This is a genomic window from Bacillus sp. FJAT-25509 (assembly GCF_001420605.1).
Taxonomy (GTDB): Bacteria; Bacillota; Bacilli; order Bacillales; family Bacillaceae_G; genus Gottfriedia.
This window is the reverse complement of record NZ_LJIZ01000021.1, coordinates 93568-111100: the sequence shown is the minus strand read 5'-3', so window position 1 is coordinate 111100 and position 17533 is coordinate 93568. Positions and strand designations below refer to the sequence as shown.

The following is a 17533-nucleotide window of genomic DNA, read 5'->3' as shown; positions in this document are numbered from 1 at the left end:
AAAATATTAAGAATATTTAATCACTAGTGGTATTCAAATTTGTTTTGGGAATTAATGAACTAATTGATCAATTACTTCATCGCTATCGTAGTAAAAATTAGGTGGCAAATCGCTGCGATTAGTCAATAATCCAAAATTGTATTCATCAAAGTTTTCTAAAGAGAGAGATTTGACTTTCCCCTCATTTGATAACCTTTTTATAAGTTTTAATATAAATGAATATTGTGAGTCTATATCGGTTGTTGCAAGATGAAATATTCCTTTTAAATCATTTTCAACAATTTTTCTTACTTGCTTAGCAATACCTGTGTCGATGGCATGATTTAAAAAAATATTATCATACGCGTCAATTTCTTGACCCTTTACTATTTTATCTTTTAATTCATTTAGTCTTGGTGATTGTTTACCCCAAACCATTGGTAACCTTAATACGATCCCGTTATCACCAATCTCATTCTTAATTAATTCTTCACATTTTATTTTAAATTGTCCATAATCTGATTCTGCAACGGGAAGATCGTTTTCAGCGTGATGCTTTGAAACTTCTCCATCAAAAACATTTGTTGTAGAACAAAATAAAAATTTCGTTGAAGTTGATTTTATTTTTTCTACTATTCTAGAATGCGCCTCGAATTGAACAGTAAAATCGCCACGTAAACAAGAAACAATTATATCTGGGCAAATACGATCAATCCAGGTCAAAATTTCCTCTGAGTTATTAATATCCCATTGTAATTGATGATCATTTTTCAAATCTAATTTTGTTTGATTAAACGTTCCATAAACGTCATAATCAGGAGAAAATTCTTTTATTAAAGCCTTTCCAACTAGTCCGCTAGCACCTAAAATTAATAATTTCATTGTCTCTCTCCTTTTTACAAAATATTTAATAAACTTGTGATATATTGAATGTATCATAATTAACAGTGATTACAAAGGTCATAAATTTAAAGTCCAGACTATTTCAAGGCTTATGTCAAACAGACTTAAATGATAACAGGGAGTGGGGATGATATGAAAACAAAGGTTCTTTTAAACAACCGTATTGTCGATTTAAAATCTGCAAATGTAAATATTTTAGATCGGGGTTATCAATTTGGAGATGGCGTTTATGAAGTTATTCGCTTTTTCAATAAGTCGTACTTTGAACTCGATGCACATTTAATTCGATTGAAGGAAAGCTGTGAAAAAATATTAATACCTTTTAAAATGCACCTCAAAAAACTTGAAAGTGATTTAGTTTATTTAATGAATACTTGCGATTACGATAATGGATATGTTTATATCCAAATTAGTAGAGGTGTAATGAATCGCAATCATATTTATCAAGACGAAGCTAATTTAAAGCCACAACTGATTGCTTACACAGTAAGAGAAGATCATAGACCATTACAGCTAATGGAAAAAGGAATAACTGCTTATGTAACAAATGATATTCGATGGCTCCGCTGTGATATAAAAAGTTTAAACTTATTAGGAAGTGTTTTAGTAAAAAATGAGGCTTACGCTAAAGGAGCGAAAGAAGCTATTTTGCATAGAGATGGAATCATTACAGAAGGCTCAGCAACAAACGTCTTTATCGTAAAAAACTCTACTCTATTCACTCATCCTGCTAATCACTTAATTCTAAATGGCATTACCCGTAAAGTAGTACTTGAAATTGCCAAAAAAGAAAGACTCGAAGTAAAAGAGATTCCATTCACAATTGATGAGCTTTTAAATGCAGATGAAGCTTTTACAACAGCATCAGTTTCTGACATACTACCTGTTACTTCGGTTCTAATTGATGAAAAGTCCTATACTATTGGTTTAGGAAAACGTGGAGAAATAACAAAGAGAATTCAAGATTCATACACTAATTTAATTGATAAAATTCCGCAGGATCAGTCAACTAACTAGACTTTCACTAGCATTCTAAAACTGCATTAAAATTTATTGCTTTACCTTAGTGAGGAGTGACTTGATTTGGCAATTTTTATAGCTATTTTAATCGCCTTTTTTGGAGCATCTCTTGCTTTCGTTTTTACTATAGGGCAATCTAGAAAACGAAAATATATCATATGGGGTATCACGAATATGGTAGCCATTGGTCCATTTTTGTCATTTGCTATTGGAATTACGTATGCTATTATCAAAGGAGATGGCTGGGCAGGGATGTTGATGTGGGTATTGTATCCAATCATATTTCTTATTGGTCTCATTCAGCTAATTATAGGGATCTTCATGAAAAAAAGCTCCGATAAAAATATTTATAAGCACCATTAGTAACCGAAAAGTATAGCCTGTATCTTAGACTAGAATTATAAGATACAGGCTTTTTTGTTGTTTTACTAACTATCGAAGTGCAAATTTCTTTTAATAAACAGTTTTAACAATTGATTTAAAGTTTTGTTAAGTTGATTTTTATTTGAATAAATGTAATATGTCATAATTTTCACATATAAAATGTTACATACTACAAAATCCTGTACTGTCATTGGAATTTCATTTTTAGAAAAACGCTTTACATGTTTATGAAGTAAATATGTAAAAAGGGTGATTTCTATGGTTAGATTAACATCGTATGTAAAACGTATTTTTAATTCATTTTTAATAAATAAAACTATGGAAAAAGGAAAAAAAATAACCGGTTACAAATCAAAAAAATGGATTAGTTACGGAGATAGTATCACTTCGTCTAACGGATGGCAGCCGGCTGTAGCAGAAAGGTTAGGCTTGACTCATGTAAATAGAGGGATTGGCGGAACAACTATAACTGAAAATGGGTCGATTGCCTGGATTGATAAAAATGGAAATTACAAAGGTCAACCACCTCAACCACAGCCAAATGGAACGACTGAAATTTTATCAAGTATGTGTAACAGTCAAAGGATCAATGCTACGATTCCACTTGATACTCAGCTTTTAACAATAATGGGTGGAACAAATGACTTTGGTAGAGGTCTTCCTTTAGGAAAAGGGTTCCCAACAAATGAACGACCCAATTTAGACGAATCTACTTTTATCGGTGCTTTATGTTCAATGATTGAAAAAATACAAACAAGGTTACCAAATTGCAGGATTATTCTTATGACGCCTGTACCTAGATATCACAACGGAAAATATGAAGATAAAAATAAAGTCGGTTATTTAACAGCTGATTATGCTAGTGCTGTAAAAGATGTAGCTGCATTTTACGCATTGCCATGCATCGACCTATACTCTAATGTTGGGTGGAATAGAATGAACGGTGAATATTATTTAATTGATAGTATGCATCCAAATAAAACAAGAGGATATAAACGAGTTTCGGAGATTGTAATTGGAGAGTTAGAGGTTCTACAGCAGGATGTTAAATGTAGAATTGAACAAGAGGACAATGATCATAAAACTGAAACTTAGACAATAAAAACAGCTAAAAAATAGATCTCAAAAGTCAGCAATTTGACCTATGAGATCTATTTTTTTATTGTCTTTTTAATAATCTAGCTACATCTTTCCACTTTACCTTATCACTGTAATACATTACCCCATTAACATAAATACGGCTAGCAACACGAGTTAAAATCCAAATTGAAACGATTAAAATTAATATACTAGTGCTAATTTCTATAAAATTCATTTCTCCACTTACAAATCTAGAAAATGCTACAAGCGGAGCAAAGAATGGAATATATGAGCTAATTTGGACAAATGTACCACCTGGATTTACTAATGCATTAATACTAATAAAGAATGCCGCTACGACTAAAAAAGTAATTGGCATCAGAACCATTTGAAGCTCTTCTGTTCTTGAAACGACTGATCCAATTGCAGCGTAAAGTAATCCATAAAGCAAATAACCTAGTAAGAAATAAACTACAAATGCAATGATTGTTGTCGTATCTAATGCCTCTAAATCTATTTTCATTCCAAAAAAAGATATCGCACTTGTATTAACCCAGCCTAATAAATTGGCAAAAAGAAATCCTAATCCTAATACAACTAATTGTGCACAAGCTACAAAAAATACCGCAATGACTCTTCCATAAAGAGTCACGATCGGACTAACTTTTGGTAGTAATACTTCCATAACCCTAGAAGACTTTTCAGCAACTATTCCTGTTGCAATTGAGTTTCCATAAATTAATAGAAACATATACAGTAAGAAACCAAAAAAGTAAGCAATTCCGAATGTAGCCATAGGATTTTTTAGAACATTTTCATTTACTTCTACTTTTTGCAATAACTTTGTTGCAGATTCAGGCGATAGCTTTAAATCTTGGGCAGTTTTATTTAAGTAATTTTGCTGCAATGTCATATTTACGACCGAAAGCATTTCACTATTTGAAAACTTTTTATACGTATATTGAATTGACGGGACATTGTTCTTTTCGGAAAGAATAATCAGTCCATCTTTTGATCCATCTTCAACTTGTTTTTTTAAATCTTTTTCTTTCGATGCATCGCTTTGCTCGATCTTTGCGGATTTAATCGTTTTATTTAAACTAGCAATATCTACCGAATAGTTTTTCGAATTATTTATCAAAACAATTTTATCTTTATCCTTATTGCTCTTTTCTGTACCAGCAAAATATTTTTGTACGCCAAATATTCCAACGACTAATACAAATAAAATAACACTCATAATCAACGTTGCTCTTGCCAAAAGACCTTCACGTAAATGAAATAAAAAGACAGTACTAAACTTCTTCATTTATTTCGCCCTCTCTATAAAGATATCATTTAGTGTAGGCTCTAATAATTGAAACTTCCTAATAGAACCCAAGTCTGACTTAATATGATTTAATATCGTAAAAGCTTCCTCATCACTTTTTACCTTTACGTAAATTCCTAATTGCTTTTGTTCATAACTTACATTATTGGAATCTAGTATTTGTTTAATTGATTCTATATCTTCTAAAATTAAATTTCTATACCCATAGTCTTCTTTTAATCCACTTAAACTACCTTCCGCTACTACATTACCGTTCTTAAGTATACAAACATGCTCGCAAAAAGCCTCCACTTGATCCATACGGTGGCTTGATAAAATTACCGTTTTCCCTTTCTGGATTTGTTCGGTAATAATTGAAGCCATTAACTCTGCATTAACTGGATCTAGTCCACTAAATGGCTCATCTAAAATAATCAACTCAGGGTTATGTAATAAAGTTACAATTAGTTGAATTTTTTGTTGGTTACCTTTTGAAAGCTCCCCTGCCTTTTTATTTCGATAATGTGGTATTTCAAGACGGTCTAACCAATATGTTATTGCTACATCAACCTCTTTATTAGACATACCTTCTAACTTTCCAAAATATTTAAGTTGATCAACAACCTTGCTTTTGGTAAATAATCCTCTTTCTTCTGGCAAATAGCCTACCTTAACTTGATCGGGTTTAAATGGGCTCCCTTTCCAAGTTATTTCGCCTTTTGTAGGTGTAAGAAGACCTAATAACATTTTAATGGTGGTCGTTTTTCCTGCTCCATTTCTACCTAGTAAACCTAGTACTCTTCCTGTAGGCAAGGTTAATGACAATTCGTTAACTGCAATAGTATCTCCAAAATTTTTAGAAAGCTGTTTTATTTCTAAAGTCAACGCTCTTCCCCCTTTTTGAAGTTTAAGTAAAAGTATACTTAAATGTAATTCCTATACATTAAGCATACATTTAAAAGAATTTTAATAAAAGGTAAAAATAGTAAATAGTTATACTTAAGACAGAAAGGAAAAAATGAGAATGTCACTCTAGCATTCTCATTTCAGTGTGTTAACAAAGTTCTAAAAACCGGATTTTCAGACTGATTGCAAGCGCTTGTCTTTCGAGGAGCGGAGTTACCCTAGAAGGTAATGAGCACCGCGCAGGCAGGAGAAGCAACGAAGAAAGCGAGCGACTGGCGGGCAGTCTGATTAATATGAAATACTACCTGAAATTAATAACCCAACTGTTACACTTAAAGTAAACAATAAAGTAGCTACGGCAATATTTCCTTCTTCAACCTTCTTAGCAAACGATATTTTTGGAAATAATACAAATTCTGCAATCCAATAAGTAACCATTTGAGCTATAATACCAACTAAGCTCCAAATAATGAAGTCACCATAGTTAACCGAATACTTTGCTGCTGACATAATAACAATTGCTAACCCTACTAATTTTCCTGCTAATTTCAGTGCTACGGCAATATTACCATCCTCTAAAATTAATTTTTGTTCACTCATCTTAGTGGTAAAAGTAAAAGCTAAAAATCCAATAAATAAAAGAATAAGTCCCGATCCTAAATACATCAAAGTACTAACAATACTATCCATTTATCTTCTCATCCCCTCACTAATTAATTTTTCTCTTCAACGATCCCTACTGGTAAAAAACAACTTTCGTTTCCTGTAATAATATTCCCGGCACGTACACCAATTGCGCCGTAATCTTCTCGAATCAAAAAACTACCTATTAATACATGTAAATCTAACATTCCATCAGGAGTCATAACCTTGCTCATAGGTAAAGGTGAATATTGTTGAAATACCATAACTTGATCATGATAGTTATTTTGTTTGCTTTGTTGACGGTTTTCCCCGTTAATAATCTTAATTGAATCTCCTTCACGACCAAAAGCAGGTTTCTCAACATACGGAAGGTTGTGCTCAATAAAGAATTCTGGCTCTAAAAATGTTGGTAGAAAATGTTTTCTAATGACATCATGTTCTTCGTCAGTATAAACATCTGATTGCTCTATATGTAAATTCCAAATTAATGCTTGAACTGCTTTAGACTGTAGTAAGAATGAAGATAATGGATTGAAAATAATCAATTTACCGTTCTTTACAAGTTCTAATAGTGCCAGACCAATTTTTGTTCCATCTGAAGATTGATCATGCTCTAGGTGTTCAATTGGATAGGTTTGTCGGTAAAGAATGTGTATTCTTTCCCCTTTAAGTGTATAAAGTCCATCGTTTTCAATAATCTGTAAATCTTCTAGTGATATTAATTGGCTCTTACCATCGTATAGGGATTGGATATATTTAACTGTCTTCCAATCTTCTTCATGATCACCATGAGCTGTAAAAACAATAATTGGTTCATCTAGCCCTTTTATACTTTTATTGACAACATGATTTATGACGTTAGAAAGTTTCATTTCACTATCAGCATTTGGATTTTTCAAGTTAAAATAATCTGTAATATAGCCATTGATATGATGGGTCTCCATAATAAAAGTTGGAGTGTCACTATTGCATTCATAATGTTTCCAACCATCTACTGTACGAACGAGATCAATTCTTCTGATGATTCCTTCACTTTCAATCGTTTTATGACGTAAAAATGGTACGATTTCTTTTGAATAACCGAGCATATAAAAAATATCATCTGGTAACTGTCTCATTAACCGAGCTGTCTTATCATAGATTTTCCCAATTTGTTCCGTTATTGAATGAATTTCATCAACTTCACTTTCAGTCAATGGATAATAATCTAATAAAGCATAATATGAATCTTGTAAATCCGCCCAAAAATCTGGAAGTTTTTGATATACTTCTTTACGTTTTCGTCTATGATTCTGTAAATTCACATTATCCATTATTAACCACCAAATCCTCCAGATGAACCTTTTCCAAAACCACTTTTACTTGAAGACGAAGTATGCCCTGCATATTTACTAGAAGATTTATAGCTCTTATAAGAACTACTCCCATGAAGTGCCCTTATTGTTGGATAAAATATTCCGCCATGATAATAACTATGGTAGTAATGACTAGTGCTGTCATCACAAACCCAAACACCTTCGTCATCATCAAACTCCCAATCACGACAATCGTCATTTTTCGGTTTTTCTGGTCTGTCAGCATTTTGAGAACCACAGCCAGCTAAAGTACTTACTGCTAATCCACTCGTTAATGCGATACTAACTTTTTTCATTAATATTGATGTTTTTGACATTGGGATCTCCTTTCGAGTATTGAATTATTCTATTCTAAACTAATCCTTCTCTTAAAGTATATAGAAATTAGCTTTGGCTATCCCTCTTACTCTTGTTATCTTTTAAATTAACCTCCAAATCCCCCAGAAACGCCACTACCAAAACCACTTTTTTTAACCGAGGAGTTTGTTCCGTTAATAATGCCCGAGGATTTATATTGATTAAAATCATTGTTGCTATATAACATATTTTTTGTTGCAAAGAATGAGCCTAAAAAGAAGAAATTTCGGTAATATGCGCTTGAACTATCATCACAAATCCAAATATTATCTTCATAGTCAAATTCCCAATCACTACAATTTTCGTCATCAGGCATTTCGGTATCTGTATAAGCAAACTCTGTTTCGTCACTATCAGTTTGTTCGTAAATAGGATCAGTGTAATCAGTCTCATCTGAACGATCATCAGTCGTCGTCCCCTCATCAACCTCATTTACTTGCTTTGTATTTTCATTGACCGGTTGACTTGATTCATAATAATCTTGAGAATTATCAGTTGTCTCAATAAACTCTGGTTCAGATCCACACCCGGTTAATGAACTTATTACAATACCACTTGTTAAGGCAATACTCACTTTTTTCATTAATTTTGATGTTTTTGACATTGTATTCTCCTAATTCAATATATAAATACATACATTTCTATCCTAAACTGTGTTATATACTAATGTATATACAATTATTAAAAGGAGTTTGAACAATGTTTAATACAGACAACATCTTTGTTCTTGAATATCGATTACTTGATGGAGAATCTACAAGACCTATTTACCATTTTCCATTTTTATCAAAGGTCCAAATCTTTACAAGAAGATATTGCGATTACTTTATTTTAAATGGTTTCGTTTACGAGAATAGAGGCTCTTATATCGAAGAAGATCGATATGTAATTGAGGTTATTGAATCAGATATGGAAAATACTCCTTTTTACCATTTAAACAGACCGTTAGGCATTGAAATTAGAGATGTCGATTCTTTTGATGAAATTCATTTCTATGAGAGCGGAGATGAATTGGATTTACTTTCATGGCTCCAATCAACTTATCTAACTATAAATCATCAAATTTATGAGCAAACTTCAAATGAAGTTGATCAAGACCGTAATACTTATGTAATGTATGTCAAACCGTATAATGAATAAACAAAAAGCTACCTAAATCTTCATAGGTAGCTTTTTTTATAAATATTGTTCCAGCTTGATTAAATCCTTACACTGTATGCCATTTTCCCAAATTTCTTCATCATATTGATCAATAAAGAAATTGTGATAAACAGTACTGATTTGAAATCCGCAATTTTTATATAATGCTAGTTGATATGTACTTGAGTTACCTGTGCAGATCGAAATTTTAGAGTAACCAAGTTTTTTAGATTCATTAATTCCATAGTGGATTAAATTTTTTCCAAATCCTTGTCCTTGGAAGGCCGGATCAATTGCAATATTTTTAATTTCAATCTCTTCACTTGAATTCTCCATTAATACTAATACACCGACGAGTAACTTTTGGTCTAATACTTCATAAATATTACTCTTTTGAATATATTTATCTACCATTTCTTTTGATGGATCAGCTAATAACAATAGATTCCAATGCTCTTTTGTTAGAAATTGAATTTTATTAATATGATTCATTGATACTCCTTACTTTTTTAATCTTGCCTTTAAATAGTTTATCGTATCATTGGTAGATTTTTGTACCGAAAGATTTGTAAATCCATGGTTTCCATTTTTAAGTGCAATCAACGTAACCATTTTTGGATTTTTTTTAGCAAAACGCTTAGATTGACTGAACGGAACAAGCTTATCTCCAGTTCCATGTACGATAAAGATTGGGACTTTTGTCGTTTCTACATATTGAATTGGACTCATTCGATTATACTCATCTGTCATTTGATCTACAGTACTATTCATATATTTATCTACAATTTCTGAACTCCTTGAAGAAGGGGATTGATTCATGGTCGTTAAGTCTGATATTGGATACCAAGCAATTATATATTTTATTTTGTTTTGTATATCTGGCTGAAGACCAGTTAATAAAGCTAAGTGTCCACCGGCAGAAGCACCAGCTATCCCGATTTGATTTCGATCAATTCCTAACTCAGTAGAATTTCTGTAAATAAAGTCGATTGCCGTTTTCACGTCACGAACTGGAAAGTTATATGAATAATTTTCTTTTGAATAAAGTGTATAGTCTATACTAATTGCTGTATATCCATCTTTTACAATTTCGTTAAAGACCGTACTCCAACGCTTATTTAACGCTTTACTTCCATATCTCCAAGAACCACCATGAACAAATATCAACGTTGGTGATGGACCATGTGAATTTTTAGATCGGTATACATCAAAGGTTTGTGGAACCTGGGCAGGATTTGTGTAACGTACATCTCTTTGCACAATAATATCTTTACTTACATCATTTATCTTCTTATGGTGTTTATGTTGAAAACCATTAAAACCAACAAAGACAATAACAAAGATGACTAATGCTAAAATGATTTTCTTCAAGCCAATTCACCTTTCTAACAAAAAAGAGACTAACTCAGGTTATGTCTTCTAAGTTCATTATTATGTAAGATTTTAACGTCTACATAATTTAATAGAAATACATTAATGATGCTAGCCTCAATTACTTTATTTAATAACTGTTACATACAAAATTCCCCAAATTAAAAATACTGCACAAACCGCAAATAAGATTTTTGCCAACTTTTCCATCTTAGAACCCCTATTACCTTATTTTAAATCGACAACAGTAACACCTATTCCGCCCTCGGAGGCTGCTCCATATCGATAGGATTTAACTGATCTGTGTTTTTTTAAGTATTCCTGTACCCCTTGTCTCAGTGCGCCAGTTCCTTTTCCATGAATGATATTAATTCGAGGATAACCGGCTAATAATGCATCATCGATATATTTTTCAACCCGTATTAGCGCATCTTCATATCTTTCACCTCTAAGATCCAGCTCAAGATTAACATGAAAATCCTTACCTTTTACAGCTGTAACAGTACGTTCTTTTACTTCTTTAGGTGAACTTACATATTCGATATCTTTTTCTTTAACCTTCATCTTTATAATACCGAGCTGAACTTGCCATTCACTTTCACTAATTTTATCAAGTAGTGTTCCTTTTTGGTTAAAGCTAATTACTTTTACTTCGTCACCTTCACGAAGTTTTCTTTGTTTCTTTGGTGCAGCTTGAGGAATTGTTTTCTTAGGAGCATAAGGAATTGCCCCTTCCAAACGTGTTCTTGCCTCTATTAATTCATGATCTTTAATTGAAGCTAATTGGCCAGCTTTTAGCTCTCTCAACTCTTTAATAATTTCCTCAGCCTCTTGTTGCGCTACCTTGACACGCTTTTTCGCTTCTTCTTGTGCTCCACGATATAATTCATCACGGTGCTCATAAAATTCCATCATTTGCTTTTGTAAGTCTTTGAAAACACGCTCTGATTCTTTACGGAAATCTTCTGCTTCTTTCCATTCTGTTTCTGCACCTTTTCTACTCGTTTCTAAAGATGCAATCATATTTTCAACTTCATTACTTTCTTCACTTACATGATTTCTTGCTTTTTCAATTACACGATTTGAAAGTCCTAGTCTTCTAGAAATCTCAAATGCATTACTTCTACCTGGAACACCAATTAATAGTCGATAAGTCGGACTTAATGTTTCTACATCAAATTCAACACTAGCATTCATAACGTGCTCTCGATTGTAACTATATGCTTTTAATTCAGGATAATGCGTTGTCGCTACTACTCTTGCACCGTATTCACTTACTTCATCTAAGATTGAGATTGCTAAAGCTGCACCTTCCTGAGGGTCAGTTCCAGCTCCTAATTCATCAAATAATACAAGACTACTATGATTAACATGTTTTAAAATATCTACAATGTTCACCATATGAGAAGAGAATGTACTTAAGCTCTGTTCGATTGATTGCTCATCACCAATATCAGCGAATATTTGCTCAAACACACAGATTTCTGAACCGTCTAGTGCAGGAATTTGTAGACCAGATTGTGCCATTAAAACACAAATACCAATCGTTTTTAAAGTAACCGTCTTACCACCCGTATTTGGACCAGTAATGACAATCGTAGTAAAGTCCTTACCTAATTCAATATCATTAGCTACTACTACATCCCTTGGAATTAGAGGATGACGAGCTTTTTTTAATTTAAAATATCGATCGTTATTTAAAATTGGTTTACTTGCCTTAATTGAGTGCGAATAGTTAGCTTTTGCAAATAAGAAATCCATTTCAGCTAAAATTTCAACATTTTGCAATAAATCCGCTGAAGCCTCAGCTACTTGGCCTGTTAATGCCATTAAAATTTTCTCAATTTCTTGTTCTTCTTTAACTTTTGCTTCTTGTAAACTATTGTTTAATGTAACGACAGCTTGTGGCTCAATAAATAATGTTTGACCAGAAGAAGATTGATCATGAACAATACCACCATAAACATGTCGATATTCTTGTTTTACTGGAATAACGAAACGATCATTACGAATCGTTACGATTGAATCTGATAACATTTTTTGTGCATTTGTACCTCTAGTTAGACTCTCTAATTTTTCACGAATTCGAGCTTCAGCTGTTCGAACTTGTCCGCGAATCGTTCGAAGTGTCACACTAGCGTCATCTAAAACTTCTCCATTATCACCAATAGCAGCCCTTATATTTTTATCTAATTCTAATAAAGGAATGATTTGCTCACTTAATGATTCTAAATATGGAATTTCTACTTCACTCTCAATTAAGCCTTCAATAAATCGAATCATTTGACGTCCAGCATATGTAACACCCGAAATCGCAATTAGTTCAGAAGGAGATAGCATCCCACCAATATCTGCCCTTTTTACTTGCATTCTTATATCTGATAAACCACCAAGAGGTACATTTCCTCGTAGTCGAATAATTTTCACAGCTTCGTCAGTTGATTCATGTAGTTCAACAACTTCATCATAACTAGTACTTGGTAAAAGGTTTTTTATACGTTCCTTACCTAGTGAAGATGAAGCGTGTTTAAGTAATTGTTCTTTTATTTTATCGTACTCTAAAACTCTTAATGTACGTTGCATACCCCGTAATCCTCCTTACACTCGATTACGTTTCCTTTCAATCAAGCTTAAAAGTTCGTGTAATTCAAATGTATTTACTATATTTTCTCTTTTTAACCAAGCCTTCTTGGCAGCACTAACTCCAACAGTCATATGCTCTAGCATATCAATGTTATGTGCATCAGTATTAATTGATAGCATCACACCAGCTTCCGCAGCCATCATTAACATTTCTTTATTTAAATCTAATCGATTTGGATTTGCATTTAATTCTAAAATTGTACCTGTTTCTTTTGCTACAGAAATTAATTCTTCAGCATTTACTTTGTACCCAGCTCTTCTACCTATTTTGCGACCTGTTGGATGCCCAATCATGCTAACATAAGGATTTCTCATTGCATTTTTTAAACGCATCATAATTGTCTCTTCATCTTGACTAAAACTAGAATGAATTGATGCAATAACAAAATCAAGTGAACGTAAAACATCATCTTCATAATCTAACGAACCATCAGGTAAAATATCCATTTCTACCCCATGTAGAATTGTAAAATCAGTGTATTTTTCATTGACACGCTGAATTTCTTCTTTTTGTTTCCATAAACGCTTAGGAGTTAAACCGTTCGCAACCTTTAAATATTGTGAATGGTCTGTGATGACAATATATTTATATCCCTTAGCACGGCATGCATCTGCCATTTCTTCAATTGAATAGCCACCATCACTCCAAGTAGAGTGCATATGCAAATCAGATTTCATATCTTCTAAACGAATTAATGGAAAATCGTTTGTAAAAGTTGAAACTTCCTTTCCATCCTCTCGAATTTCAGGCGGAAAACAAGGTAAATTAAAGTGAGCATAAAAATCTTCTTCATTTTCAAATGTTAAAACCTCACCAGTATTAACATTCTCAACACCGTACTCACTAATTTTTTCATCACGATCTTTAGCCAATTGACGCATAGCTACATTATGATCCTTGGAACCAGTAAAATGATGCAGCGTTGTAGCAAACTCTTTTGGTTGAATAATTCGGAAGTCAACTGAAATCTCATACTCAACACCTTTTAAAACAAGAGAAACTTTTGTATCCCCTTGTGCAATTATTCGAACGATTTCCGGCATCGATAGTAATTGTTCTTTAATACTTTCAGGTTTATTTGATGCAACGATGAAGTCTAAATCTTTAACAGTTTCACGTACTCTTCGTAAGCTTCCTGCTCTTGAATACTTTTCAACATCCTTCATCTCTGCTAAATATGCTTCAATTTTATCAGCAATCGGTAATACATCTGCAAGTGGCAAGCGTTCAGGCTGCTTACCAAATTCCTCGATTGATTCTAAAATATTTTTCTCTGTCTTTTTACCGAATCCAGCTAATCCTTGTAACTTACCATTTAAGCATGCTTCTTTTAACTGCTCCATGCTCTCAATTTGTAATGATTGATAAAGCTTAGCTACTTTTTTCCCACCTAATCCTGGTAATCTGAGTAAAGGAAGTAAAGTTTTAGGCAATGATTCTTGTAGTTCTTCCAATACCGTACTTTTACCAGTTTCAATATATTCTAAAATTACTGCAGAAGTCCCTTTTCCGATTCCTTTTATAGCAGTAAAGTCGTCGATTTGTTCAAGACTTCTTTCATCAGTTTCTAATGCATTTGCCGCTTTACGAAATGCTGATATTTTAAAAGCATTCTCACCTTTTAGTTCTAAATAAGTAGCAATTTGTTCTAACAATTTAATTAACTCTTTTTTGTGCATTTTAAGTCACCTACTTAACAATAGAAATTTTTTTTCACTTAAACTCAGGTTAAAGTATTTCAGAACTAGAAAATCCGTTCCATAATTCCATTAATTGATTTGATATAAATGGTGTATGTTGAACCATAAAATACGCGATATTTGATTTATGTAATAAAACATGAAGCGTATCAATTGGTATAATTAAAGCTATAAAAAGCGCCAAAACCGCAAATAAATAAACTTCTATAAAACCAAAAATACCACCTAAGAAGGAGTTCATCTGCTTTAAAACAGGTAATTGGAAAACTCCATTTAATAACGAACCAATAAATGAAATAACTAGCCTTGTCCCAATAAATAGCAAAGCAAAAGCTATAATTTCATATACGAACTGTTCTGCATTAACGGTTTGTCCTCCGCTTATATGAATTGGAAATATTTTTTTAAGCGAAGTAGCGGTCTGCTCATAATAATGATAAGCTAGGTATATGGAAAGTAAAAAACCTAGTAATCGTACAAGGCTGCTAACAAATCCTCTTTTCCAACCTGTCAAAATTCCTAAAATAAAAATAATAAGTATAATTAAATCAATCATTTTCTTTCTGCTCACTTTTCGTTTGTTTTTCTAATAATTTTTCGAGCATCTCAGCTCTTTCTTTTAATTTCACATAATCACTTACAATATTTATTGCTGTCAATACAGCTAATTTATTAGTATCTAATAATGGATTTTTTTTATTTATTTCTTTCATTTTATCATCTACAATTGAGGCAACATGGCGAATATGATCTGTTGACTCGTCACCAGTAATTGCATAATGTTGCCCATAAATAGTTACATTTAGTTTTTGTTTCGATGAAGAATTGGACAACTTCATACCTCCATTCAGCTATAAACATTCTAACCTTAACTATAACATGAAATTCAATACAAACAAAAGTATAGGAAAATATCCATTTATAAAGGAGAAATTTATGTCAAACACTGTATTAACAGTTTCTGAAGTTACTCTCATAAAGATGAAAGCACACTACCAAAGCAGCCTTCAATCAAAAGTACCACAAGGTGGAGTATTTATGGCTAAACCTAGTGGCTGTACAATCACTGCATATAAATCAGGTAAAGTTATGTTTCAAGGCTCAAATTGTGATGCTGAAGTAAGTAAATGGCAAGGCAAATCAGCTAGCCAAACTCCTAAAAAAGTAAACCCTACAAATACGAATTCAACTTTACCAAAAAACTTTTCCAGTCTTGCAGTTATAGGTAGTGATGAAGTTGGTACAGGTGACTACTTTGGGCCGATGACAGTAGTAGCTTCCTTTGTAGAACCAAGTCAATTTGAATTATTAAAAGAATTAGGCGTAAAAGATTCCAAAGAACTAACTGACGATGCCATATGCAGCATAGCAAAAAAAATTGTTCATGTCGTAACTTACAGCCTCTTAGTACTGCACAATGAGAAATATAATGCTATGCAAGAAAAAGGATATAACATGAATAAACTAAAGGCGCTATTACATAATCAAGCAATTCGAAATACTATTTCAAAATTAGAAGATAAAAAATATGATGCAATCTTAATTGATCAATTTACTCCTCCAAATTTATACTACGGATATTTAAAAGGAACAAAAGAAGTTATTCGTGATAAAGTTCAATTCGCTACAAAAGCAGAAGGTTTGCATCTCTCAGTTGCAGTTTCTTCTATTTTAGCCCGATATGCTTTCCTACAACAAATGGATCAATTAAGTGAAAAAGCTGGCATGACCTTACCAAAAGGTGCCGGGGCAAAAGTTGATCAAGCCGCTGCAAAGCTAATTAAATCAAAAGGTTTTGAAGCTTTACGAAGTTTAACGAAGTTACATTTTGCTAATACCGAAAAGGCATTAAAGATTTCAAAGAAATAAAATAAAAAAGCTTTATTCTAAATGAAAAATTCATTTAGAATAAAGCATCTACTATAAATACAATGAAACCTAATAAGCTAGCAACTTGTTTTTGTTTTTTATATCGAAGCATCGGTTTAGATAATAAAAATAAACAAATCAAAAATCCAAAAGGGATCGGTAACCAAAATAACCTAAATGGTAAAGAAGCTAGTACATAATAACCGATCATTTGAAACCCAAGATTACTAACATCCCGCTTAATGGCATCTTTATAAACAGCTAAGACTCCAACCAACAATCCGACATAAAGTAAAAAGATTAACATGAAGCCACCTCCAAGATTGTCCTACTAATAACCTATTCACCTATGGCTTGTCTAAAGACTCATAAAGAAAAATGTTTAAACATATTCATAACATGTAGAAACGAAGGAGGAATATTTAGATGAATAATTTAATAAACGAATTTAGTAGTCTAATCCAATCCGTTCCAAAAATCATTAGAGCTTTATCGAATACAGATTATAAACCAAGTCCTACTAAATGGTCTAAAAAAGAAATCCTTGGACATCTTTGCGATTCTGCGACTATGAATCATAAAAGATTTATAGATCGATTGTCCTCTAATGATGAACTTGTTTTGGAGCTTTATAAACAAAATTCATGGGTTGAATTAAATGATTATCAAAATAGCTATACAATTGAAGAAATTCTTACTTTATGGACTGCTCTAAATTCTCGTTTCATGAATGTGATCTCAAACATTTCAGAAGACCAATGGAAATTACAATATAATAGTCAAAATGAAGAATCTGTTACACTAAGCTGGTTATTTACTGATTACATTGACCATATGAAGCACCATTTAAATCAAATTTTAGGATAGGATT

The 17533-nt window shown here is 32.5% G+C and carries 20 protein-coding genes; 6 read left to right on the top strand and 14 right to left on the bottom strand.

The window, feature by feature from the left end:
- Nucleotides 1-51 precede the first annotated feature (51 nt).
- Entirely contained in the window at nucleotides 52-861 is an 810-nt protein-coding gene (locus tag AN960_RS13630; protein WP_056472369.1) for a sugar nucleotide-binding protein, read from the bottom strand.
- Nucleotides 862-1014: 153 nt separating this feature from the next.
- Here AN960_RS13630 and dat point away from each other — a divergent pair, with 153 nt between their 5' ends.
- The 3 genes from dat to AN960_RS13615 all read left to right on the top strand — a co-directional run bounded on the left by dat (nucleotide 1015) and on the right by AN960_RS13615 (nucleotide 3381).
- Nucleotides 1015-1899, top strand: a complete 885-nt coding sequence (gene dat / locus AN960_RS13625) for a D-amino-acid transaminase (protein WP_056472366.1) — start codon at nucleotides 1015-1017, stop codon at nucleotides 1897-1899.
- Nucleotides 1900-1965: 66 nt separating this feature from the next.
- Complete coding sequence (locus AN960_RS13620; RefSeq protein ID WP_056472363.1) at nucleotides 1966-2265, top strand: hypothetical protein; 300 nt, start codon at nucleotides 1966-1968, stop codon at nucleotides 2263-2265.
- 279 nt (nucleotides 2266-2544) lie between these two features.
- On the top strand, nucleotides 2545-3381 hold the full coding sequence (locus AN960_RS13615; protein ID WP_056472362.1) for an SGNH/GDSL hydrolase family protein: 837 nt from the start codon (nucleotides 2545-2547) through the stop codon (nucleotides 3379-3381).
- Between the two features lie 64 nt (nucleotides 3382-3445).
- On the opposite strand, the gene AN960_RS13610 is transcribed toward AN960_RS13615, so the two are convergent.
- The 6 genes from AN960_RS13610 to AN960_RS13585 all read right to left on the bottom strand — a co-directional run bounded on the left by AN960_RS13610 (nucleotide 3446) and on the right by AN960_RS13585 (nucleotide 8542).
- Nucleotides 3446-4675 carry an ABC transporter permease gene (locus tag AN960_RS13610; protein ID WP_056472359.1) on the bottom strand — a complete coding sequence of 410 codons (1230 nt, stop codon included), beginning with the start codon at nucleotides 4673-4675 and terminating at the stop codon, nucleotides 3446-3448.
- Nucleotides 4676-5560, bottom strand: a complete 885-nt coding sequence (locus AN960_RS13605) for an ABC transporter ATP-binding protein (RefSeq protein WP_056472357.1) — start codon at nucleotides 5558-5560, stop codon at nucleotides 4676-4678. It abuts the gene before it with no gap.
- A 309-nt stretch (nucleotides 5561-5869) separates the two neighbouring features.
- Nucleotides 5870-6271 (bottom strand): DUF350 domain-containing protein, encoded by a 402-nt coding sequence (locus AN960_RS13600; protein ID WP_082459504.1) that lies wholly within the window; start codon nucleotides 6269-6271, stop codon nucleotides 5870-5872.
- A gap of 23 nt (nucleotides 6272-6294) precedes the next feature.
- Complete coding sequence (locus AN960_RS13595) at nucleotides 6295-7539, bottom strand: glutathionylspermidine synthase family protein (protein ID WP_056472355.1); 1245 nt, start codon at nucleotides 7537-7539, stop codon at nucleotides 6295-6297.
- Nucleotides 7540-7541: 2 nt separating this feature from the next.
- Nucleotides 7542-7898 (bottom strand): hypothetical protein, encoded by a 357-nt coding sequence (locus AN960_RS13590; protein ID WP_056472353.1) that lies wholly within the window; start codon nucleotides 7896-7898, stop codon nucleotides 7542-7544.
- A 107-nt stretch (nucleotides 7899-8005) separates the two neighbouring features.
- Entirely contained in the window at nucleotides 8006-8542 is a 537-nt protein-coding gene (locus AN960_RS13585) for a hypothetical protein (protein WP_056472352.1), read from the bottom strand.
- 95 nt (nucleotides 8543-8637) lie between these two features.
- Here AN960_RS13585 and AN960_RS13580 point away from each other — a divergent pair, with 95 nt between their 5' ends.
- A complete protein-coding gene (locus AN960_RS13580) occupies nucleotides 8638-9078 on the top strand; it encodes a hypothetical protein (protein WP_056472349.1) in 441 nt (146 codons plus the stop codon).
- A gap of 36 nt (nucleotides 9079-9114) precedes the next feature.
- Here AN960_RS13580 and AN960_RS13575 read toward each other — a convergent pair whose 3' ends face one another.
- From AN960_RS13575 to zapA, 6 genes are all read right to left on the bottom strand, one after another.
- The gene (locus tag AN960_RS13575) at nucleotides 9115-9570 is read right to left on the bottom strand and encodes a GNAT family N-acetyltransferase (RefSeq protein WP_056472347.1); all 456 of its coding nucleotides are present in this window, start codon (nucleotides 9568-9570) and stop codon (nucleotides 9115-9117) included.
- A 9-nt stretch (nucleotides 9571-9579) separates the two neighbouring features.
- Complete coding sequence (locus AN960_RS13570) at nucleotides 9580-10449, bottom strand: alpha/beta hydrolase (protein ID WP_056472344.1); 870 nt, start codon at nucleotides 10447-10449, stop codon at nucleotides 9580-9582.
- 228 nt (nucleotides 10450-10677) lie between these two features.
- Nucleotides 10678-13032 carry an endonuclease MutS2 gene (locus AN960_RS13565; RefSeq protein WP_056472341.1) on the bottom strand — a complete coding sequence of 785 codons (2355 nt, stop codon included), beginning with the start codon at nucleotides 13030-13032 and terminating at the stop codon, nucleotides 10678-10680.
- 15 nt (nucleotides 13033-13047) lie between these two features.
- Nucleotides 13048-14772: a DNA polymerase/3'-5' exonuclease PolX gene (gene polX / locus AN960_RS13560; protein WP_056472338.1), complete on the bottom strand. Its 1725-nt coding sequence runs from the start codon at nucleotides 14770-14772 to the stop codon at nucleotides 13048-13050.
- A gap of 49 nt (nucleotides 14773-14821) precedes the next feature.
- Complete coding sequence (locus AN960_RS13555) at nucleotides 14822-15349, bottom strand: CvpA family protein (RefSeq protein WP_056472335.1); 528 nt, start codon at nucleotides 15347-15349, stop codon at nucleotides 14822-14824.
- Nucleotides 15342-15632, bottom strand: a complete 291-nt coding sequence (zapA, locus tag AN960_RS13550) for a cell division protein ZapA (protein ID WP_056472333.1) — start codon at nucleotides 15630-15632, stop codon at nucleotides 15342-15344. The genes AN960_RS13555 and zapA overlap by 8 nt, the downstream gene beginning before the upstream one ends.
- A 97-nt stretch (nucleotides 15633-15729) precedes the next feature.
- On the opposite strand from zapA, the gene rnhC reads away from it, so the two are divergent.
- Nucleotides 15730-16662 carry a ribonuclease HIII gene (gene rnhC / locus AN960_RS13545; protein WP_056472330.1) on the top strand — a complete coding sequence of 311 codons (933 nt, stop codon included), beginning with the start codon at nucleotides 15730-15732 and terminating at the stop codon, nucleotides 16660-16662.
- 34 nt (nucleotides 16663-16696) lie between these two features.
- On the opposite strand, the gene AN960_RS13540 is transcribed toward rnhC, so the two are convergent.
- Complete coding sequence (locus tag AN960_RS13540; RefSeq protein WP_056472328.1) at nucleotides 16697-16969, bottom strand: hypothetical protein; 273 nt, start codon at nucleotides 16967-16969, stop codon at nucleotides 16697-16699.
- 119 nt (nucleotides 16970-17088) lie between these two features.
- Here AN960_RS13540 and AN960_RS13535 point away from each other — a divergent pair, with 119 nt between their 5' ends.
- Nucleotides 17089-17529: a DinB family protein gene (locus AN960_RS13535; protein WP_056472327.1), complete on the top strand. Its 441-nt coding sequence runs from the start codon at nucleotides 17089-17091 to the stop codon at nucleotides 17527-17529.
- Nucleotides 17530-17533: the final 4 nt, after the last annotated feature.